This window comes from Pseudomonas sp. SCT (assembly GCF_003864275.1).
GTDB classification, from domain to species: Bacteria; Pseudomonadota; Gammaproteobacteria; order Pseudomonadales; family Pseudomonadaceae; genus Stutzerimonas; species Stutzerimonas stutzeri_AE.
Window position 1 is genome coordinate 469842 of record NZ_BDJA01000001.1, and the last position, 20977, is coordinate 490818.

The 20977-nt window shown below is 65.9% G+C and carries 18 protein-coding genes; 11 read left to right on the forward strand and 7 right to left on the reverse strand.

Annotation, left to right across the window (positions count from 1 at the left end; genetic code table 11):
* Positions 1-44 precede the first annotated feature (44 nt).
* Together BHD08_RS02230 and BHD08_RS02235 are read right to left on the reverse strand one after the other, a co-directional pair.
* Positions 45-1025 carry a tripartite tricarboxylate transporter substrate binding protein gene (locus BHD08_RS02230; protein ID WP_125020656.1) on the reverse strand — a complete coding sequence of 327 codons (981 nt, stop codon included), beginning with the start codon at positions 1023-1025 and terminating at the stop codon, positions 45-47.
* A 28-nt stretch (positions 1026-1053) separates the two neighbouring features.
* Entirely contained in the window at positions 1054-2445 is a 1392-nt protein-coding gene (locus tag BHD08_RS02235; RefSeq protein ID WP_125020657.1) for an enolase C-terminal domain-like protein, read from the reverse strand.
* A gap of 449 nt (positions 2446-2894) precedes the next feature.
* Between BHD08_RS02235 and kdgD the strand changes: the two genes are divergently transcribed.
* From kdgD to BHD08_RS02285, 10 genes are all read left to right on the forward strand, one after another.
* Positions 2895-3806, forward strand: coding sequence for a 5-dehydro-4-deoxyglucarate dehydratase (gene kdgD, locus BHD08_RS02240; RefSeq protein ID WP_125020658.1), 912 nt, complete (start codon positions 2895-2897; stop codon positions 3804-3806).
* A gap of 70 nt (positions 3807-3876) precedes the next feature.
* Positions 3877-5319 (forward strand): aldehyde dehydrogenase family protein, encoded by a 1443-nt coding sequence (locus BHD08_RS02245; RefSeq protein WP_125020659.1) that lies wholly within the window; start codon positions 3877-3879, stop codon positions 5317-5319.
* A 92-nt stretch (positions 5320-5411) separates the two neighbouring features.
* A complete protein-coding gene (gudD, locus tag BHD08_RS02250; RefSeq protein WP_125020660.1) occupies positions 5412-6752 on the forward strand; it encodes a glucarate dehydratase in 1341 nt (446 codons plus the stop codon).
* 136 nt (positions 6753-6888) lie between these two features.
* Positions 6889-8442 carry a galactarate dehydratase gene (garD, locus tag BHD08_RS02255; RefSeq protein ID WP_125020949.1) on the forward strand — a complete coding sequence of 518 codons (1554 nt, stop codon included), beginning with the start codon at positions 6889-6891 and terminating at the stop codon, positions 8440-8442.
* A 93-nt stretch (positions 8443-8535) separates the two neighbouring features.
* Positions 8536-9465 carry a 2-hydroxyacid dehydrogenase gene (locus tag BHD08_RS02260; RefSeq protein ID WP_125020661.1) on the forward strand — a complete coding sequence of 310 codons (930 nt, stop codon included), beginning with the start codon at positions 8536-8538 and terminating at the stop codon, positions 9463-9465.
* Positions 9466-9590: 125 nt separating this feature from the next.
* Positions 9591-10481, forward strand: coding sequence for an aldose 1-epimerase (locus tag BHD08_RS02265; protein WP_125020662.1), 891 nt, complete (start codon positions 9591-9593; stop codon positions 10479-10481).
* A gap of 160 nt (positions 10482-10641) precedes the next feature.
* The gene (locus BHD08_RS02270) at positions 10642-12765 is read left to right on the forward strand and encodes a TonB-dependent siderophore receptor (RefSeq protein ID WP_125020663.1); all 2124 of its coding nucleotides are present in this window, start codon (positions 10642-10644) and stop codon (positions 12763-12765) included.
* A 49-nt stretch (positions 12766-12814) separates the two neighbouring features.
* Complete coding sequence (locus BHD08_RS02275; protein ID WP_015275385.1) at positions 12815-13111, forward strand: DUF3649 domain-containing protein; 297 nt, start codon at positions 12815-12817, stop codon at positions 13109-13111.
* Positions 13108-14634 carry a PepSY domain-containing protein gene (locus BHD08_RS02280; protein WP_125020664.1) on the forward strand — a complete coding sequence of 509 codons (1527 nt, stop codon included), beginning with the start codon at positions 13108-13110 and terminating at the stop codon, positions 14632-14634. The genes BHD08_RS02275 and BHD08_RS02280 overlap by 4 nt, the downstream gene beginning before the upstream one ends.
* Positions 14631-14960 (forward strand): DUF3325 family protein, encoded by a 330-nt coding sequence (locus BHD08_RS02285; protein ID WP_041756411.1) that lies wholly within the window; start codon positions 14631-14633, stop codon positions 14958-14960. Before BHD08_RS02280 ends, BHD08_RS02285 begins: the two co-directional genes overlap by 4 nt.
* A 108-nt stretch (positions 14961-15068) precedes the next feature.
* Here BHD08_RS02285 and BHD08_RS02290 read toward each other — a convergent pair whose 3' ends face one another.
* The 4 genes from BHD08_RS02290 to BHD08_RS02305 all read right to left on the reverse strand — a co-directional run bounded on the left by BHD08_RS02290 (position 15069) and on the right by BHD08_RS02305 (position 19285).
* Positions 15069-16340: an OprD family porin gene (locus tag BHD08_RS02290; protein WP_015275388.1), complete on the reverse strand. Its 1272-nt coding sequence runs from the start codon at positions 16338-16340 to the stop codon at positions 15069-15071.
* 313 nt (positions 16341-16653) lie between these two features.
* Positions 16654-17157: an LEA type 2 family protein gene (locus BHD08_RS02295; RefSeq protein ID WP_375708234.1), complete on the reverse strand. Its 504-nt coding sequence runs from the start codon at positions 17155-17157 to the stop codon at positions 16654-16656.
* A complete protein-coding gene (locus BHD08_RS02300) occupies positions 17158-17916 on the reverse strand; it encodes a slipin family protein (RefSeq protein WP_015275390.1) in 759 nt (252 codons plus the stop codon).
* Positions 17906-19285 (reverse strand): nodulation protein NfeD, encoded by a 1380-nt coding sequence (locus tag BHD08_RS02305; protein WP_125020665.1) that lies wholly within the window; start codon positions 19283-19285, stop codon positions 17906-17908. Before BHD08_RS02305 ends, BHD08_RS02300 begins: the two co-directional genes overlap by 11 nt.
* Positions 19286-19598: 313 nt before the next feature.
* Between BHD08_RS02305 and BHD08_RS02310 the strand changes: the two genes are divergently transcribed.
* On the forward strand, positions 19599-19796 hold the full coding sequence (locus BHD08_RS02310) for a hypothetical protein (RefSeq protein WP_125020666.1): 198 nt from the start codon (positions 19599-19601) through the stop codon (positions 19794-19796).
* Between the two features lie 5 nt (positions 19797-19801).
* Here the strand turns inward: BHD08_RS02310 and BHD08_RS02315 are convergent, their stop codons facing one another.
* The gene (locus BHD08_RS02315; protein ID WP_015275394.1) at positions 19802-20794 is read right to left on the reverse strand and encodes an SDR family oxidoreductase; all 993 of its coding nucleotides are present in this window, start codon (positions 20792-20794) and stop codon (positions 19802-19804) included.
* Positions 20795-20977: the final 183 nt, after the last annotated feature.

The following is a 20977-nucleotide window of genomic DNA, read 5'->3' on the forward strand; positions in this document are numbered from 1 at the left end:
GAGCGGCCAGCCGGTCCGTTCAGCCGGCTGGCGCTGCGTCGGGTTTATTTCTTGGCCGTGCGCAGCTCGTCCTTGAACTGCATGAAGTCGTCGCGGGTCTTGGCCAGGATTTGCTTGGCTTCCTCAGTGCCGTAGTAGGCCACCGGCTGCTTGAACTTCTTCAGGTCCTCGGCGTACTCGGGGATCTCGGTGATCTGCTTCATCAGGTCGGCCATCTTCTTCACGATCGACGGGTCGGTGCCTTTCGGGAAAGCGACCACGTAGGGCTTGTCCATGGTGATATCCAGGCCCTGCTCCTTGAGTGTCGGCACGTCGCCGAGCAGCGGGTTGCGCTCGTCGTTGGGCTGGCCGAGGGCGACCATCTGCCCGCCGCTGACGTAGTCCTGCACCGAGCCGTAGGTGATCGCGCCGAGGTCCAGGCGGCCGCCGAGCATGCCCACCACGCGGTCGGAAACGGTGCCGCCGTCGACCATCTTCAGCTTGGTGTCGGTCAGCTTCTCCAGCATCAGCCCCTGCACGTGGGAGAAGCTGCCCATCTCGGTGCCGTAGGTGACGCTGCCCGGCTTGGCCTTCGACTTGTCGATCAGGTCCTGCATGCTGGTCACGCCGGACTGCTTGGAGGCGACGAACACCGTGCTCTTGTCGACGCCGGCGATGCATGAGACGTCGAAGGTTTCGTAGCTGTCCTCGGTGAGGCCGGCGACCTCGTTGACGATCAGCTGGCCGGGGTGGGTGAAGAGGATGGTGTTGCCGTCGGCTGCGGCGCCCTTGACCTGCTCGGCGGCCAGGGTGCCGCCGCCGCCGGCGATGTTGGTCACCACCATGCTCTTGCCTGTGATCTGGTTGAAATACTTGGCCATGGTGCGGGCGTTGAAGTCGGTGTCGCCGCCGGGGTTGGCGATCACCACCACCTGCACGGGGCGGGTCGGCCATTTCACATCGGCGGCCATCGTGGTGGAGGCGGCAGCGAGACCGGCGATGCCGACGAGGGCGGAAAGCAGGGAGGCGCGGAATATTGTTTTCATTGGAGTTCTCCGGGTTTGGGCTGCGGGTTCAGGTATTGCGGCCGAGGCTGGGTTTCTTCGGGTCGTAGGTCCAGCCAGGCACCAGGTAACGCATCGCCATGGCGTCGTCACGCGCGCCGCTGGCGACCTTCTTGTACAGTTCGTGGGCGCTCATGATTCGGTCCATGTCCGGCTCGATGCCCAGGCCCGGGCGCTCGGGCACGCGGACCTGGCCGGCGACGATCTGCAGTGGCTCGCGGGTCAGGCGCTCCTGGCCTTCCTGCCAGACCCAGTGGGTGTCGATGGCGGTAATGCGCCCCGGTGCAGCGGCCGCGGCATGAGTGAACATGGCCAGCGAGACGTCGAAGTGGTTGTTCGAATGCGAGCCCCAGGTCAGGCCGAACTGCTCGCACATCTGCGCCAGGCGCACCGAGCCCTGCATGGTCCAGAAGTGCGGGTCGGCCAGAGGGATGTCGACCGACTCCAGGCGCAGCGAGTGGCCCATCTGCCGCCAGTCGGTGGCAACCATGTTGGTGGCAGTGGGAATGCCGGTGGCGCGCTTGAACTCGGCCATGATCTCGCGGCCGGAGTAGCCATTTTCCGGGCCGCAGGGGTCTTCGGCGTAGGCGAGCAGGTGGCCCTGGCCCTTGCACAGGGCGATGGCCTCGTCCAGCGACCAGGCGCCGTTGGGGTCCAGCGTCACGCGGGCATCGGGGAAGCGCGCCTTGATCGCGGCGATCGCCTGCATCTCCTCCTCGCCGCGCATCACCCCGCCCTTGAGCTTGAAGTCGGCGAAGCCGTAGCGCGCACGCGCGGCCTCGGCCAGGCGGGCGATGGCGTCCGGGGTCAGCGCCTGCTGATGGCGCAGCTGGTACCAGTCCTCGCCAGTGCTGGCCAGATAGGGCAGGTCGGTGCGCTGGCGATCACCTATATAGAAGAGGTAGGCGAGCATCGGCACCGCGTCGCGCTGCTGACCGCTGCCGAGCAGCTCGGCTACCGGCACGTCGAGGTGCTGGCCGAGCAGGTCGAGCAGGGCGGCCTCTACCGCGGTGATCACGTTGTCCAGGCGCAGGTTGATCTCGTGAGGCTGCTTGAGTACCGCCGCCTCGGCTTCGGAGGTCACCTCGTGGCGGGTTGCCTGCGGGGTACCGGCGGCGTTGCCGGCGATGGCGCTGCGCAGGCTGTTGAGCGTGCGGTTGTAGAGGCCGATCGGCTGGCCGATGACCAGCGCCCGGCAGCGCTCCAGTGCCTGGCGGATGCCTTCGCCACCGGGTACTTCGCCGATGCCGGTGTTGCCGGCATTGTCGGTGAGCAGCACCAGATTGCGTGTGAAGTAGGGGGCATGGGCCCCGCAGAGGTTGAGCAACATGCTGTCGTGGCCGGCCACGGGGATGACCTGCATGCTCTGTACGTGGGGTGTCGCGCTGAACGGCTGACTCATTGTGCGCGGCCTCCGCTGCAGGCGAAGCGAGCTGCCGGGACAGTCGCCCTGTGAGAATTGGCTGGGGTGGCGCAGCGGATGGTGGTATCGGCAGCCGGCGGCTGCGCAGGGGACGGGCAATTGCGGAACATGTCCGGGGCCTCGCTATTGTTATTGTGGTCATAGGTCGTCATACGACTATGGAGGATTTTTTACAGTTCGCTACGTCAGCTGTCAAACGAAATAATCAGTGCATTTGCCTGGGTTTGCTCAACTGCTTATGCCATTAAGCAGCAGAATTCGCACAGCTTGCCCTGGCCGGAGGAGTGAAAGGCAGAAAGCTTTCATTCAGCTTCAGCGCCGAAGAAAATGCGCAGAAAAAACGGTTGGACTATTTTTAGTTGTACGATAACGTATCTCAAGGCTGATGCCCTTGTACCTCCTCAACATGCATTCAGGATGCTCGAATAATGAATCCACAAGAATTGAAGGCCATCCTCTCTACCGGCCTGCTGTCGTTCCCGGTCACTGACTTCGACGCGCAGGGCGACTTCCATCGCGCCGGCTATATCAAGCGTCTGGAATGGCTCGGCCCCTACGGTGCCTCGGCGCTGTTCGCTGCCGGCGGCACCGGCGAGTTCTTCTCGCTGGAACCGCGCGAGTACAGCGAGATCATCAAGACCGCCGTCGACACCTGCGCCGGCACGGTGCCGATCCTTGCCGGTGTCGGTGGCCCGACACGTCTGGCCATCCAGATGGCGCAGGAAGCCGAGCGTCTGGGTGCCAAGGGTCTGCTGCTGCTGCCGCACTACCTCACCGAAGCCAGCCAGGAAGGCGTCGCGCTGCATGTCGAGCAGGTCTGCAAGTCGGTGAACATCGGCGTGGTGGTTTACAACCGCAACGTCTGCCGCCTGACCGCGACGCATCTGGAGCAGCTGGCCGAGCGCTGCCCGAACCTGATCGGCTACAAGGATGGCCTGGGCGATATCGAGTTGATGGTGTCGATCCGCCGCCGCCTCGGCGAGCGCTTCAGCTACCTCGGCGGCCTGCCGACCGCGGAAGTCTATGCCGCCGCCTACAAGGCGCTGGGCGTGCCGGTGTATTCCTCGGCGGTGTTCAACTTCATTCCGAAGACCGCCATGGACTTCTACAAGGCCATTGCCCGCGAGGATCACGAAACCGTCGGCAAGCTGATCGACGATTTCTTCCTGCCGTATCTGGACATCCGCAACCGCTGCAAGGGCTACGCGGTCAGCATCGTCAAGGCCGGCGCCCGCATTTCCGGCTACGACGCCGGCCCGGTGCGCGCGCCACTGACCGAGCTGAAGCCCGACGAATACGAGAGCCTGGCGGTGCTGATCGAGAAGCAGGGCGCCCAGTAAGCCTTTCCGGAATCGCCCCGGCGCTGCGCTGCCGAACGGCCGCGCCGGGCATCATCAGAGGACACTTTGCATGGCTGACGTACAACGCTACGACAACTTCATCGACGGCCAGTGGGTCGGCTCGGATCGCTACCAGGCCAACACCAACCCGTCCGACCTCTCTGACGTGATCGGCGAATACGCCCAGGCCGATGCCGCACAGGTCGAGCAGGCCATTGCCGCCGCCCGCCGCGCCTTCCCTGCGTGGGCCACCTTCGGCATCCAGGCGCGCGCCGATGCGCTGGAAAAGGTCGGACTGGAAATCCTCGCCCGCCGCGAAGAGCTCGGCACGCTGCTGGCCCGCGAAGAGGGCAAGACCCTGCCGGAAGCCATCGGTGAAGTCGCCCGCGCCGGCAATATCTTCAAGTACTTCGCTGGCGAATGCCTACGCCAGGCCGGCGAGACGCTGCAGTCGGTGCGCCCCGGTGTCGGCGTGGAAGTGACCCGCGAACCGCTCGGCGTGATCGGCCTGATCACCCCGTGGAACTTCCCCATTGCCATTCCGGCCTGGAAGATCGCTCCGGCGCTGGCCTTCGGCAATTGCGTGGTGATCAAGCCGGCCGACCTGGTTCCCGGCTGCGCCTGGGCCATCGCCGAGATCATCTCCCGTGCGGGCTTCCCGGCTGGCGTGTTCAATCTGGTGATGGGCCGCGGTCGTGAAGTCGGCGAGGCCATCGTCAATGCCAAGGATGTCGATGCGGTGAGCTTTACCGGCTCGGTGGGTGTCGGTCGCGGTATCGCCCAGACCTGCGTGGCGCGTGGCGCCAAGGTGCAGCTGGAGATGGGCGGCAAGAACCCGCAGATCGTGCTGGACGATGCCGACCTCAACGTTGCCGTCGAGCTGTGCACCCAGAGCGCGTTTTATTCGACCGGCCAGCGCTGCACAGCGTCGAGCCGCATCATCGTCACCGAAGGCATCTACGACCGCTTCGTCGAGGCGATGGTCGAGCGCATCAAGAAGATCAAGGTTGGTTCGGCACTCGAGCAGGGCGTGGATATCGGCCCGGTCGTGTCCGAAGCGCAGCTGGAGCAGGACCTGCGCTACATCGAGATCGGCAAGCAGGAAGGCGCACGCCTGGCCTGCGGCGGCGAGCGGGTGAAGTGTGGCACCGAGGGCTACTTCCTGGCGCCGACGCTGTTCGTCGACAGCGACCCGAACATGCGCATCAGCCGCGAGGAAATCTTCGGCCCGGTAGCCAACGTGGTGAAGGTCAGGGACTACGACGAGGCGCTGGCGATGGCCAACGACACCGAGTTCGGCCTGTCCGCCGGCATCTGCACCACCTCGCTGAAGTACGCCAATCACTTCAAGCGTCACGCCCAGGCCGGCATGGTGATGATCAACCTGCCCACCGCCGGGGTGGATTACCACGTGCCGTTTGGCGGCCGCAAAGGTTCGTCCTACGGCCCGCGCGAGCAGGGCCGCTACGCCCAGGAGTTCTACACCACGGTGAAGACCACCTACATCGGCTGAGGTGAAAGCCGGTCGAAAGGCCACGCTGCGAAACTGCGTAACGGCGCCCCGCGCGGGCGCCGCACCCCGACAAGAACAACAGAGGGACACCCATGACCATTGCCGCAACGGGCACGCCCCGCATTACCGAACTTACCGTCGTGCCCGTCGCCGGGCAGGACAGCATGCTGATGAACCTCAGCGGCGCTCACGGCCCCTGGTTCACCCGCAACATCCTCATCCTCAAGGACAGCGCCGGGCATGTCGGCGTCGGCGAAGTGCCGGGCGGCGAAGCCATCCGCCAGACGCTGGAAGACGCCCGCGGCATGATGGTCGGCGAGCCCATCGGCCAATACAACGCCCTGCTCAACCGTGCGCGCCGCGCTTTCGCCGACCGCGATTCCGGCGGCCGCGGCCTGCAGACCTTCGACCTGCGCATCGCCATCCATGCCGTCACTGCGCTGGAGTCGGCGCTGCTCGACCTGCTCGGTCAGCACCTTGAGGTGCCCGTCGCTGCACTGCTCGGCGACGGCCAGCAGCGCGATGAAGTGGAAATGCTCGGCTACCTGTTCTTCATCGGTGATCGCAACAAGACCGACCTCGGCTACCGCGACGAATCCGGCGCCGATGACGCCTGGTTCCGCCTACGCAACGAGGAGGCGATGACCCCGCAGAGCATTGTCCGCCAGGCCGAGGCGGCCTACGAGCGCTACGGCTTCAAGGACTTCAAGCTCAAGGGCGGCGTGCTGCGCGGTGAAGAAGAAGTCGAGGCGATCCGCGCCCTGGCCGCGCGCTTCCCCGACGCCCGCGTGACGCTGGACCCCAACGGCGCCTGGTCGCTGGACGAAGCCATCGGCCTGTGTCGCGACCTGCACGGCGTGCTGGCCTACGCCGAAGACCCCTGTGGTGCCGAGAACGGCTATTCCGGTCGCGAAGTGATGGCCGAGTTCCGCCGCGCTACCGGCCTGCCGACTGCGACCAACATGATCGCCACCGACTGGCGGCAGATGAGTCACACCGTGCAGCTCAACTCGGTGGACATTCCGCTGGCCGACCCGCATTTCTGGACCATGGCCGGCTCCGTGCGCGTGGCGCAGATGTGCGCCGAGTTCGGTCTGACCTGGGGCTCGCATTCGAACAACCACTTCGATATCTCGCTGGCGATGTTCACCCACGTCGCCGCCGCCGCACCGGGCCGCGTCACCGCCATCGACACCCACTGGATCTGGCAGGACGGCCAGCACCTGACCCGCGAGCCGCTGAAGGTCGTTGGCGGCAAGGTCGCGGTGCCACAGAAGCCGGGGCTGGGTGTCGAACTCGACTGGGATGCCTTGCGCAAGGCGCATGCGCTGTACAAGGAAAAAGGCCTCGGTGCCCGCGACGACGCCATCGCCATGCAGTACCTGATCCCCGACTGGACCTTCAACAACAAGAAGCCGTGCATGGTGCGCTGAGGCACGCTTGCCGGGCCGGCTCCGGTGGACGGCTTCGGCCGTCCACCCTACGAGGCGAGCCACGTGTATGGCACCCCCGGCGATCACCGAACAGAACAACAACCGGACCCTAACCGGAGCAGACATGAGCGAAACCGTGCAACTGATTCCCCACCAGGATTCCCCGCGCTGCATCCGCCTGAATGAGGCGGACAACGTCGCCGTGGTGGTCAATGACGGCGGCGTGCCGGTCGGTGCGCAGTTCGAGGGCGGGCTGGTCACCGTCGACGCCGTGCCGCAGAGCCACAAGGTCGCGCTGGTCGATATCGGCGAAGGCGAGCCGGTGCGCCGTTATGGGCAGATCATCGGTTACGCGCTCGAACCCATCCGTCGCGGTAGCTGGGTAAAGGAAACGCAGTTGAAGATGCCCAGCGCGCCGCCGCTGGAAAGCCTGCCGCGGGCCACCGCCGTGCCGGCCGGGCTCGAGCCGCTCCAGGGCTACACCTTCGAGGGCTACCGCAACGCCGACGGCACGGTCGGCACGCGCAACATCCTCGGCATCAGCACCACGGTGCAGTGCGTCACCGGCGTGCTGGAACACGCGGTCAAGCGCATCCGCGACGAGCTGCTGCCCAAGTACCCGAGCGTCGACGATGTGGTCGCGCTGACCCACAGCTACGGCTGCGGTGTGGCGATCAATGCCCGCGACGCCTACATCCCCATCCGCACCGTGCGCAACCTGGCGCGCAACCCTAACCTGGGCGGCGAAGCGCTGGTCATCAGCCTCGGCTGCGAGAAGCTGCAGGCCGAACAGGTGATGCACGAGGGTGATCCCTCGGTGGACCTGCGCGACCCCTGGCTGTACCGCCTGCAGGAGTCGAACAGCGGCTTCGGCGAGATGATCGAGCAGATCATGGCGCTGGCCGAAACGCGGCTGAAAAAACTCGACCAGCGCCGCCGCGAAACGGTGCCGGCCAGCGAGCTGATCCTCGGCATGCAGTGCGGCGGCAGCGACGCCTTCTCCGGCATCACCGCCAACCCGGCGCTGGGCTATGCGGCGGACCTGCTGGTGCGCGCCGGCGCCACGGTGATGTTCTCGGAGAACACCGAGGTGCGCGATGCGGTGTATATGCTCACCGCCCGCGCCGAAACGCCGGAGGTCGCCGATGCACTGATCGCCGAGATGGACTGGTACGACCGCTACCTGGAGCGCGGCGCCGCCGACCGCAGCGCCAACACCACGCCGGGCAACAAGAAGGGCGGGCTGTCGAATATCGTCGAGAAGTCCCTGGGCTCCATCGTCAAATCCGGCAGTGGCGCCATCAACGGCGTGGTCGGGCCGGGTGAGCGGGTTGCGCGCAAAGGGTTGATCTTCTGCGCCACGCCGGCATCCGACTTCGTCTGCGGAACGCTGCAGCTGGCGGCCGGGATGAACCTGCACGTGTTCACCACCGGCCGCGGCACGCCCTACGGCCTGGCCATGGCGCCGGTGGTCAAGGTTGCCACGCGCACCGAGCTGGCCGAGCGCTGGCCAGACCTGATCGACATCGACGCCGGGCGCATCGCCAGTGGCCGCGCAAGCATCGAGGAGCTCGGCTGGGAGCTGTTCCACTACTACCTGGACGTCGCCAGCGGCCGCCGCAAGGCCTGGGCCGAGCAGCACCGCCTGCACAACGACCTGGTGCTGTTCAACCCGGCGCCCATCACCTGACGGGCGCCGCAAAGGCCGGATCGGGCTGGCACACTCAACACCGCGAAACTGACATCAGGCGCGGTCTACGGAGCAGGTTTCGAGGAGAACACCATGGCTTATCTGCTGCAGGTCGCGCCGCTGTCGGCGCGGCTCGACCGTGAACTGGCCAGCCGCTACGACATCCTGTCGCTGTGGCAGGCCGAGACCGCAGCGCGCCTGGACGAGCTGGCCGGCGCGATCGAGGTGGTGGTGACAGGCTCGCGCTTCGGCTGCTCGGCCGAGCTGATGGCGCGGCTGCCGGCGCTCAAGGCCATCGTCAGTTTCGGCGTCGGCTACGATCCCATCGACGTGCCGGCGGCGCAGGCCCGCGGCATCGCCATCAGCAACACGCCGGAGGTGCTCAACGACTGCGTCGCCGACCTCGCCATGGGCCTGATCATCGACGGCCGCCGGCAGCTGAGCCGCGCCGATCGCTTCGTCCGCGCCGGCGGCTGGCCCAGCGGCAACCTGCCGCTGGCGCGCCGGGTCACCGGCAGCCGGCTGGGCATTCTAGGTCTCGGCCGCATCGGCCACGCAGTAGCCAAGCGCGCCGAGGGCTTCAGCATGCCCGTGCGTTACCACAACCGCCGGCCGCTCGCCGACTGCCCCTACGAGTACGCCGGCAGCCTGGTGGAGTTGGCGCGCTGGGCCGACGTGCTGCTGCTGACCTGCGTTGGCGGCCCGCAGACTCGCGGTCTGGTGAACCGCGAAGTGCTCGATGCGCTCGGCCCGGACGGCCTGCTGGTGAACGTCGCGCGCGGTTCGGTGGTGGACGAGCCGGCGCTGGTCGAGGCACTGCAGGCGGGCCGCCTCGGCGGCGCCGCGCTGGATGTGTTCGCCGAGGAACCCCAGGTGCCCGAGGCGCTGCTGGGCATGGATAACGTGGTCCTGCTACCGCACATCGGCAGCGCCACCCGGGAAACCCGCGGCGCCATGGAAGATCTGGTGCTGGCCAACCTGCAGCGCTTCCTTGTCGAGGGGCAGCTGGTGACGCCGGTCTGATCACGGCTGGCGTCCGTACACGGCGCAGGCCACAAGCCCGCGCCGGCATTGCATGGCCCATCGCCGCGCACCCGGGACGCCACAAGCGCCCCAGCGGTGTGGCGGCACACATTCTGGAAAGACGCATGGCTTCGTTCGACGAACTCCACCTCGCCCGTGGCGGCTTCCAGCTCGCGGTCTGCCCGGCGCTGGGTGGGGCGATCACCCGTTTCGCCTTCGACGGTGTCGATCTGCTGCGGCCCTGGGATGGCAGCGAGCAGGTACGGCGCACGGGCTGCTTCGTGCTGGCGCCGTATTCCAACCGCGTCGCCGATGGCCGCTTCGACTTTGACGGCAGCTCCCATCAACTGCGGCGCAACTCGGCCGATCACGCCTTGCCGATTCATGGCGTGGCCTGGAAGCGGGCCTGGCAGCTGGACGAGCGGGGCGCCGATCACCTGCTGCTCAGCCTGTCGCATGACCCGCGCGAGGGCGAGAACACCGCGGACTGGCCGTTCGCCTTTCACCTCAGCCAGCGACTGCAGCTTCTCGATGACGGCCTGGCACTGGAGCTACGGCTGCACAACCGCGACAGCCGGCCGATGCCGGCGGGACTCGGCTGGCATCCGTACTTCCCTCGGCATGCCGGTGTCGAGTTGCAGTTCGCCGCCGCGGCTGTCTGGCAGGCCGACGAGCAGCAGCTGCCGCTGCGCCAGGCGGCGATTCCGGCTAGCTGGGATTTCCGCCAGCTGCGCGCGGTGGACGAGCCGGGGCTGGACAACAATTTCAGCGGCTGGAACGGCCAGGCTCGGCTCTGCTGGCCGGAGCAGCGGCTGAGCTTGGCGATCGAGGCTGGGCCGGGGCTGCAGCATCTGATCGCCTACACCCCGCCGGCCGTCCAGGGCTTCATCGCCGTGGAGCCGGTGTCCCACGCCAATGGCGCACTCAATCGTGGCGCAGAAGGGCTGGAAATCCTCGCGCCCGGACAGACCCTGATCCGTGATTGCCGCTGGCGGCTCAGCCCAGCGGCGGGCTGACCGCGCCGGCTGGCATCTGCTCAGAGGCGACCCTCCAGCAACGGGCAGGCAAGGCATTTCCACGAAAAGCCGAACCGTTCGGCAAAACAAAAACACATCTTCTAAATGCAAACATTTATCAATATCATGCGCGTTCTCATAAATAACAAGGTAGAACTCCATGAGTCTCGTTGTCGCTTCGCCTCCATTTTCGTTGCGCCCGCTGGTGCTGGGTCTGCCCATGCTGGTCGCCTGCTTCGCCGTGGAGGCGCAGGAAGCGGTCGAGCTGGAGGCACAACAGATCACCGCGCCGCGTGAAGTCGAGCGGGGTAATGGCCCGGTGGAAGGCTACGTTGCCAAGCGCAGCGTCAGCGCCACCAAGACCGACACGCCGATCATCGAAACGCCGCAGTCGATCAGCGTGATCACTGCCGACCGCATTCGCGACCAGGGCTCGCTGACCATCCAGGACTCGCTGCGCTACGTGGCCGGCATGCGCGGCGAGGCCTATGGCTTCGACAGTCGCGGCGACTTCGCGCTGATTCGCGGCGTTGCGCCAACACTCTTCTTGGATGGCCTGCAGCAGAGCGTGGGCTTCTACACGAACTCACGTACCGATCCGTTCACCCTGGAACGCGTCGAGGTGATCAAGGGGCCCTCCTCGATGCTCTACGGGCAGAGTTCGGTCGGCGGCCTGCTCAATTTCGTCAGCAAGCGTCCGCAGGCGGAACAGAAGAGCGAGCTGCAGCTGCAGTACGGCAGCTTCGACCGCAAGCAGATCGCCTTCGACAGCACCGGTCCGCTGGACGACGATGGCACGCTGCTCTATCGCGTGGTGGCGATCCAGCGCGACAGCCAGACCCAGGTCGATCACACCAAGGACAACCGTCTGCTGTTCATGCCGTCATTGACCTGGCGCCCGAACGAGCAGTTCGAATGGACGCTGATGGCCAACGTGCAGAAGGACGATGGCGGCACCACCAGTGGGTTCCTGCCGCACCGCGGCACTGTGCTCAGTGCGCCTTATGGCGAAATCGGCAGTGAGCGCTTCGTCAGCGAGCCCGGCTTCGACGAGTACGACACCGAGCAGAAAGCGCTGACCTCGCAGATGGCCTGGCGTGTCGACGACACCTGGACGCTGCGGCAGAACCTGCGCTGGCAGAAGAGCAAGGTCAGCTACCAGTCCATATACGGATGGCCGCCAGTACTGGGCGCCGACGACCGCACGGTCAATCGTGTCTATTACGTTTCCAAACCGGAAGTGACCATCTGGAGCGCCGACCATCAGGCCGAGTCGCGCTTCGACACCGGCCCGCTGCAGCACACCGCGCTGGTGGGCATCGACTATCGGCATGCGGTCACCGATAGCCGGACCGCTCGCGGTAACGCTACGCCGCTGGACCTTTACGACCCGGTGTACGGCACCTTCGATCCGTCCGGCATCACCCTGTCTGACGTTCCGCAGCAGCGTGTCGCGCAGCAGGGTCTTTATGTTCAGGACCAGATCCGTCTGGACAAGTGGCTGGCCACCCTGGGCCTGCGCAAGGACTGGGCCGACACCCGCGTCGAGCAGGGCACCCGGCAGAAGGATGACGCAGTCACCGGTCGCGTCGGTCTGACTTACCTGTTCGACAATGGTGTGGCGCCCTACATCAGCTACAGCGAGTCCTTCACCCCTATCATCGGTCTGGATAACGTCACTCAGCAGTCCTACAAGCCGCTAGAAGGCGAGCAGTGGGAGCTCGGTGTGAAGTATCAGCCAGCTGGCAGCAACACGCTGCTCACGGCCGCGGTGTTCGATCTGCGTGAGAAGAACCGCCAGATGCCGAACCCGGCAAACCCGCTCAGCACCATCCAGGCCGGTGAAGCGCGGGTCAAGGGGCTGGAGCTGGAAGGGCTGGTGGCGATGAATCCGAACTGGGATCTGATCAGCACCTACACCTACCTGGACAGCGAAGTGGTCAAGGGACCGGTCGCCCAGCAGGGCAAGCGCATTGCCAGCGTGCCCGAACACATGGCCTCGCTGTGGTCGCAGCACCGCTTCAGCATCGCCGGCATTCCCGGCTTCAGCGCCGGTGCCGGTGTGCGCTACGTCGGCGCCAGCTGGGATGGCACCGATAGCCTGAAGACGCCTTCGACCACGCTGTTCGACGCCATGCTCGGCTACGCCTACCAGGACTGGTCGCTCACCCTCAACGCCACCAACCTGGAAGACGAGACCTACTACACCACCTGTCTGTCACGCGGCGACTGCTTCACCGGCAACCGCCGCACGCTGACGGCGACCGCGAGCTACAGCTTTTGATCGCCGCTGAGCCAGGCGCCGCATACCGACCTGCAAGGGAGGGCTCCAGGTGAGTCGCAACATATCCATCAACCGCTGGAACATCGCGTCGCGCGTGCTCGCGGCGCTGGTCGGCGGTTACGCGGTCGCCTACGCAGTGACCGCCTTTCTTGCGGTCTACCTGCCGCTGGCGCGCCCTGATCGTGTGGTGTTTTCCAGCCTGGCGAGCTTCGCCGTGTGGACCGCCGTGGTGATCTACGTGTTCGCTGCCCGCAGCGCCACACGGGTATGGCTGTTGATCGTCGGCGTGACTGCGGTGCTGTGCCTGGCCGCGTTCTTTTCCGGCGACTGGAGGGTGCGTCCATGAAACTGCGCCAAAGCATGGCCGGCCTGCACACCTGGGGCGGACTGCTACCGAGCTGGTTGCTGTTCGTGATCATCTTCGCCGGTACCGTCGCCTGCTTCGACAAGGAGCTCAGCCGCTGGATGCGTCCCGCGCTGCATGACGGCGTGGTATCCAGTCTCGGTGCGGACGATGTGCGTAGCTGGTTGCAGCGGAACGTCAGCGAGGAGCTGCATGCCTTCTGGATGCACGGCCCCACCGAGCGCGAGCCCTATTGGCGACTGGGCTGGGAAGTGGACGCCACCAAGACGATCCACAACGTCGCCTTCGACCCGCGCAGTGCGCAGGCCGAACCGATGGCGGAAACCGTCGGTGGCGAGTTCTTCTTCAAGCTGCATTACAACCTGCACGCCGGCGATATCGGCATGTACATCGTCGGTTTGGCTGGCATGTTCATGCTTGTCGCGCTGGTGTCGGGAGTGATCATCCACCGGCGCATCTTCAAGGACTTCTTCACCTTGCGGCCCAAGGCCAACGGGCAGCGTGCCTGGCTCGATGCGCACAACCTGTTCGGCGTGGTCGGCTTTCCATTCCATCTGGTGCTGGCCTACACCGGCGTGGCGATCTTCGTTGCGTCCTACATGCCGGCTGCCGCCCAGGTGAGCTATTCCGGCAACGTCATGCAGTACTTCGGCGAGGTGATGGGCAGCTTCGAGCGCGAAGAAGTGGGCCAGCCGCCACCGGCGCCGGTGTCCCTCGATGCGCTGATTGTCGAGTCGCAGCGGCAGTGGGGCGGAGGCGAGGCGGGCTGGGTCAGCGTGCATCATCCCGATGATGCGTCGGCGGTGGTGGACGTCCGGCGCCGGGACCGTTCGCGGATCGGCTCGCCGCAGGACACCCTCAGCTACGACGCCGGCACTGGTGAACTGCTCAACCGTCAGGATGCCTCCACCGGCTATCGCGCCTACCTCTGGCTGGCGGGGCTGCACATGGCGCAGTTCGGCGGCACGCTGGTGCGTCTGCTCTATCTGCTGATGGGGCTTGCCGGTTGCGCCATGCTGGTCGGCGGGCTGCAGGTCTGGCTGGCCAAACGCGAGCAGCGCGGTGATGCGAGCGTGGTCTGGGTGCGTGCGCTGAACGCCTCGGTGTTCGCCGGCCTGCCGCTGGCCAGCCTGGCGCTGCTGTGGGGCAACCGGTTGATCCCGGCCGGTTTCGCCGAGCGGGCGGTCGCCGAAGGCTGGGTGTTCGCCGGCGCCTGGCTGCTGGTCGCGCTCTGGTCCGTGCTGCGGCGTCAGCAGGCGCGGCAACTGCTGCGTGAGCAGTTGCTAATCGGTGCGGCGCTTGCGCTCGGCTTGCCGCTCATCAACGCGCTGAGCTCCGATGGTCACCTGATCGCCAGTCTCGGACGTGGTGACTGGGCGCTGGCATCGGTCGATCTGTTCATGATCGTCGCCGGGCTGATCTGTGCGACCTGCGCCTGGCGCCTGAACACAACCCCGGCTGCCGCTGCGGTGCGCGGTCGTGCGACTCGAGTACAGGAGGCATGAACGTGCTGCTATTGGCTTTTGCCCTGGCCTATCTGGGCATGGCGTTGTTGTGCCTGACGATGAATCGCCACCGGGGCGTGCTGTTGCGCGCCGGTACGCGTCTGCCTGGCGTGGTGATCCTGCGTTTGCTGGCTGCGGGCTGTTTCGGCATCGCCTTGTGGCTGGGAATCGCCAGCCAGGGCGGCGAGATCGGAACGGTGGTATGGCTTTGTCTGGTGATGCTATCGGGGTTGCTGCTGGTACTGCTGTTGGCCTGGCGTGCGCACTGGGTGCTGCCCGCGGCGCCGTTACTGACGCTGGGCGGTATCTTGCAGGGGGTGTTGTAACGGCTGGGCGCCGGGTTCGCCCGGCGTGAGACGAAAAAAGGCCCGTCAGACGACGGGCCAAAGATTTACCGCAACCGGAGCGAGGAGGGTTGCGTACTGCGCTACCGCTTACAGCACAGATAGCGGGTAGTTGAAGATCAGGCGGTTCTCGTCGAACTCGTTGGCGCTGTAGTCGCGACGGATGCTGGAGTTGCGCCACTTGACGTTGAGGTTCTTGAACGGACCGCTCTGCACCGTATAGGCGAGCTCCGACTCGCGGCCCCATTCCTTGCCGTCATCCACGCCGCCAGCTTCGATGCGATCGCCGCTGATGTAGCGGTTCATGATCGTCAGACCCGGAACGCCCATGCCGGTGAAGTTGTAGTCATGGCGCAGCTGCCAGGAGCGCTCGTTGCGGTTGTCGTAGGCCGAGTTGAACGAGTCGTTGGCCAGGGTGCCGCCGCTGGTGCCGTTGACGCGCATCCAGCCATTGTCGCCGCTGACCTTCTGCAGGCCGACGTAGAAAGTGTTGCCACCCACTTGCAGACCGAACAGACCGGAGTAGGTCTTGTTGTCCAGGTCGCCGACCCGCGCACTGCCTTCTTCCTTGCCGGTGAAATAGCCGAGGTTGGCGGTCAGCGCCATGCCTTCGCCGATTGGCTGGGTGTGCAGGAACTGGAAGTAGTTCTGTTGGTAGATGTCTTCCAGTCGTGCATGCCAGGCGCCGACCTTGGTCTTGGCGCCAAGCTCGTACTCGCCACCCACGAAGTTGAAACGGTCGGACGTCACGCCAGCGAAACCCTGCAGGAACATGTCGTCCATGCTGCCGTCGTCGCGCGGGCTGTTCTGCCGCATCTGGCCGCCGTAAAGCGCCAGGCCGTTGATCTCCCTGGAGGTGATCATGCCGCCCTGGAAGGTCTGCGGCAGCGAGCGGCCGTCATCCGAGCGCAGGATCGGCAATGCCACCATCCACTCACCGACACGCACTTCGGTCTCGGACAGCTTGGCCTTGGCCGCGACTGCCACGCGGGCGAAATCATCCGGCGGATGGCGGTCGCCCGGTGCGCCATGTACCGGCAGCAGGCCGGTGCCGTAGGTGCCGCCACCGCCATCGAGCTTGACGGCCAACAAGCCCAGCGCATCCACACCGAAACCGACCGGGCCAGGCGTGTAGCCGGACTGGAAGTTGAGGATGAAGCTCTGTGTCCATTCCTCACCCTTGCTCTGGGCGTAGTCGGGGTCGACGAAGTTACGGTTGATGTAGAAGTTGCGCAGGTTCAGTGAAAGCTTTGCGTCATCGATGAAGCCTTCGGCTTGCGCGCTGGCGGTAAAGCCGAGCGATGCCAGGGTCATGCAGCCGCCAGCGAACAGCGCGACGGACGAGGGGGTGCGTGGGGTCATTATTGTTGTGCTCCCTTGCTTGATGGGCCGCCCCGGTGTGGCCACCGTGGGGGCGGTGGTCTATGCCTGATGGCAAGTCTAATGACGTCAGTTGTCATATGACTGCTCGCATTATGGGCATGCCTGCATCGTTGTCAACGTCGCCTAAAGTCGAACGCAAGGGCAGGTTGTATGGGCGGCTGGCAGTTTTTTAGCCCGTAGAATGGCCATGAGCGCCATTCTGGCGGCTATGCAGCGCTTGAAGATGGGCTATTGCATCTCGTCGGATGCGTGCCCGAAGGATCACCCTTGAATCGACGGGTGATCGTATGACCTAGGGGCGGCGATAGGGTGAGGTTGCTGCCGGAGAGAGATCGAAGGTGCCTTTCTCGACGAAGCGCTGGGTGCCGAACAGGCCGCCGGCAAGCTTGCCGCGCAGCACGTAGGGCACCTCGTCGAGACCGACGTGCTCGGCCAGCCCCAGCGCCTGACGCGCAGCCGAGAAGGCGGAAATGGTCACCGGCACGCTGAGCACGCTCTCGCCGAAGCGCGGCACCGTGCCGCGCTGGTCGCTGACGCCGCTGGCCAGTCGGCGACCGTTGACCTCCAGATCGAGGGCGACGCCGTTGTAATCGATGGCGGCCTCGTTGGGGTTCTGCAGGCGCAGCCGGACCATGAAGCGCAACTCCAGACCTTCGCCCTGCAGTGGCTGGATGCCGGCGACCTGAACGTTCAGCGGGTCGCGTGGCGAAAAGGCTGCGCAGGCGCCGAGCGCCGAGGCAAGCAGGGCGATCAGCAGCAGGCGCAGCGGGCGGTGAAGCATGGCAAATATGTGCACTCAGGGTTTCCTGTCGAGGTTCTTGATGCCCTGCAGCAGCTCGATGGGCAGCGGGAAGACGATGGTGGAGCTCTTGTCGCCGGCGATGTTGCTCAGCGTCTGCATGTAGCGCAGTTGCATCGCGCCTGATTGCCGGCCGAGCATTTCGGCGGCCTGCATCAGTTTTTCCGAAGCCTGCAGTTCGCCCTCTGCATGAATGACCTTGGCGCGCCGCTCGCGTTCCGCCTCGGCCTGGCGCGCGATGGCGCGGACCATGGACTCGTCGAGGTCGACGTGCTTGATCTCGACGTTGGCCACCTTGATGCCCCAGGCGTCGGTCTGTGCGTCCAGAACCTGCTGGATATCGGTGTTGAGCCGCTCGCGCTCGGCCAGCATGTCGTCCAGTTCGTGCTTGCCGAGTACCGCGCGCAAGGTGGTTTGCGCCAGCTGGCTGGTCGCCGAGTGGTAGTCCTCGACCTCGATGATCGCCTTCTGCGCATCGAGCACTCGGTAATACACCACCGCATTGACCTTCACCGAGACGTTGTCGCGGGAGATCACGTCCTGCGTCGGCACGTCCAGCACCAGTGTGCGCAGGTCGACCCGCACCATCTGCTGCACGCCGGGGATGATCAGAATCAGCCCAGGCCCTTTGACCTTCCAGAAGCGGCCGAGCATGAACACCACGCCGCGTTCGTACTCGCGCAGGATGCGAAACGCCGAGGCGAGCACCCCCACCAGCAATACCAGCAGCACCAGAAAACTCATTTCATAAGCCATGGTTCAGCTCCTCTCGATTGGTTGCAGATGGTGGCGCGACCTCCAGTTGCAGACCGTCCCGGGCGATCACGCGCACCTGCTGGCCGACCTGCAGCGCGGTGGTGCTGCGCACCTGCCAGTTCTCGCCGTGCAGGTGCACCCAGCCGCTGTGCGGGTTCTGTGTTGGTACTGCGTCGACCAGCACCAGACTGCCGATCAGCGCGCTGTCGCCGCTGACCAGCCGCTGGCGTCTCGCTTTCAACGCCATGGCGACGAGGGCGAACACCAGCAGGGCGCTGATGATTCCCAGCGGCACGATCAGCGAGAGCGGTATGCCGAAACCGGGCACGTCGGTGTCGATCAGGATCACCGCGCCGGTGACGAACGCGGCAACGCCACCGATGCCGAGCATGCCGAAGCTGGGCAGAAAGCCCTCGGCGACCATGAAGGCGATGCCGAGCAGGATCAGCGTGACGCCGGCGTAGTTCACCGGCAGCAGTTGCAGCGCATACAGCGCGAGGATCAGGCAGATGCCGCCGAGCACGCCGCCGCCACCCATGCCCGGGCTGGAAAATTCGAGGATCAGCCCGTAGATGCCGATCATCATCAGGATCAGCGCGACGCTCGGGTTGGTGATCACCGCCAGCAGGCGTACCCGCCAGTCCGGTGCATGCTCGATCAGCTGCGCATCGGCGGTGTTCAGGCTGACGTCGCCCGCGATGGTCGCGAGGGTCTTGCCGTCGAGCTGGCGCAGCAGGTCGGCGACATCGCGCGCCAGGTAATCGATCACCTCCAGTTCCAGCGCTTCGCTGGCCGACAGGCTGACCGCCTCGCGCACCGCCTGCTCGGCCCACTCGGCGTTGCGTTCGCGCAGCTGAGCGAGGCCGCGGATATAGGCGGCCGCATCGTTGATCTGCTTGCGGCTCATGGCATCGGCGGGCTTCTGCGTGTCCTCATCCTTTTCGCCCTTCGGCTGCTCGGGTGGAGCACCGGGCATACCGCCGCCGATCTGCACCGGCGTTGCCGCGCCGAGATTGGTACCGGGGGCCATCGCCGCGACATGGCTGGCGTAGAGCATGTAGGTGCCGGCGCTGGCGGCACGGGCGCCGCTGGGGGTGACATAGGTGGCCACCGGGGTCGGGCTGGCGAGGATCGCCTTGATGATGGCGCGCATGGAAACGTCGAGCCCGCCGGGAGTGTCCAGCTCCAGCACCACCAGTTGTGCGCCCTCGTCGCGGGCATGTTCGAGGCCGCGCAATACATAGTCGGCACTGGCCGGACCGATGGCGCCATCCACCCGCAGCAGTGTCACCGGCGCCGCGGCGCTCGCACCCTGGACCGCCAGCGCGCAGAGCAGGAAAAGCAGCCAGCGAAGGGGCGGGCGAGGCATGGCGATGTCCTCTGGCGACGGCACGGCACAGTGTCGTGCCCTTGCTGGCAGCTTAGACCACCGCCGTGCTGGCACAGCGAGGCAGGACGCCGCGCATCCGCCGGCCGGGCTGAACTCCGGTCGCGTTCACGGCCTCAGAGCCAGTAAGGGCAGGCCTTCCGGCCTGCATGCTGATCAAGGGAGTCGCCATGCGCATCCATCATTTGAACTGTGGCTGCATGTGTCCGCTCGGCTGCCTGAAGCATCGCGCCGAGACGCGGTTCTGCAGTCACGACTCGCGGGAACTGGCGCGCATGCAGGGCGGGGCGCACTGATGGCGGCGCCACGCAGCAAGACGGTCGAGACGATGATGGCCGCGGTGCGCTGGATCGGCTTCGCTGCCTGTTCGGTTGCCGCCGTCGGCTATGCAGCGATCGGCAATTACAACATGGCCGGGGCGATGCTCGCGCTGGCCGTGCTTTCCTGGATCAATATCCGCCGTAAGCGCGGGGCGCAGCCGCCCCGCAGCTGAATGCCTCAGCGTCTGCGCCGGCCCAGCGCCCAGCCTGCGCCCAGGGCCAGTAGCGTGCCAGCACCCAGCGCGAGCTTGCCGACAGTCGCCGAGCTGAGCGCCAGCGCACGTGGCTGGGCCTGATCGCTGAAGCGTCCCTCGGTGGCGTGCAGCCCCTCGACCGGCTCGAACAGGTTGTCGGGTCGGCCCTCGGGCGCGCGTTCGGGGATCAGCTGGCCGTCCCAGGCTTGCCGCGCGAGCATGCGATCGAGCAGGCCGGGCATGAACAGCGTGCCGATGATCGCCTTCAGGCTCGCGCTGCCGACCCACAGCTCTCGCGGCGCCTCCCGGGCTGCGTGCAGGATCGCACGGGCGGCGACCTCCGGCGTGTGGATCGGTGGCACCGGCTGCGCACGCCAGCCGATCTTGTTGCGCGCCCATTCGAACTGCGGCGTGTTGTGCGCCGGCAGCTGCACCATGCTCAGGCGGATGGCGCTGTTGTCGTGAATCAGCTCGCAGCGCAGCGAGTCGATGAAACCGCGGATGGCGAACTTGGCGCCGCAATAGGCGGACTGCAGCGGTATCGCGCGGTAGGCCAGCGCCGAGCCGACCTGGACGATGGTGCCGCGGTTGCGCGAGCGCATGTGGCGCAGCGCGGCCAGGGTGCCATGCACGCTGCCGAGATAGGTCACCTCGGTGACGCGGCGGATCTCCTCGGCGGTCAAGGCAGCGAAGGGGCCGAACACCGTGGCCATAGCCGCATTGACCCAGACATCGATGGCGCCGAGCTCCGCTTCGATGCGGCTGGCTGCGGCATCCAGCGCAGCCGCATCGGCGACGTCTGCGGAAATCGCCAGAACCGTCGCGCCGAGCGCTTCGAGTTGCTCCTGGGTGTCGCGCAGGCCCTGTTCGCCGCGCGCGATCAGCGCGACCCGGTAGCCGGCTTTGGCGAAAGCCTCGGCGGTCGCACGGCCGACTCCGGCGGTCGCTCCACAGATCACCGCGGTTGGTTCTGGCATAGGAAACCCTCTGGTCGATGCATGGGAAAGCCGCGTGGTGGCACGCAAGCTGTGGTTAGACGACCCGCGCAAGCCGTGGCGAGTTCCGACCCCGGCGCCGGGGTTGTTCCCTACCGAATTGCTCGGCTATCGACCAATGGCCAATGGCGGCTACGTCTTTGGTCTGGGATGGTTAGCAGGCTA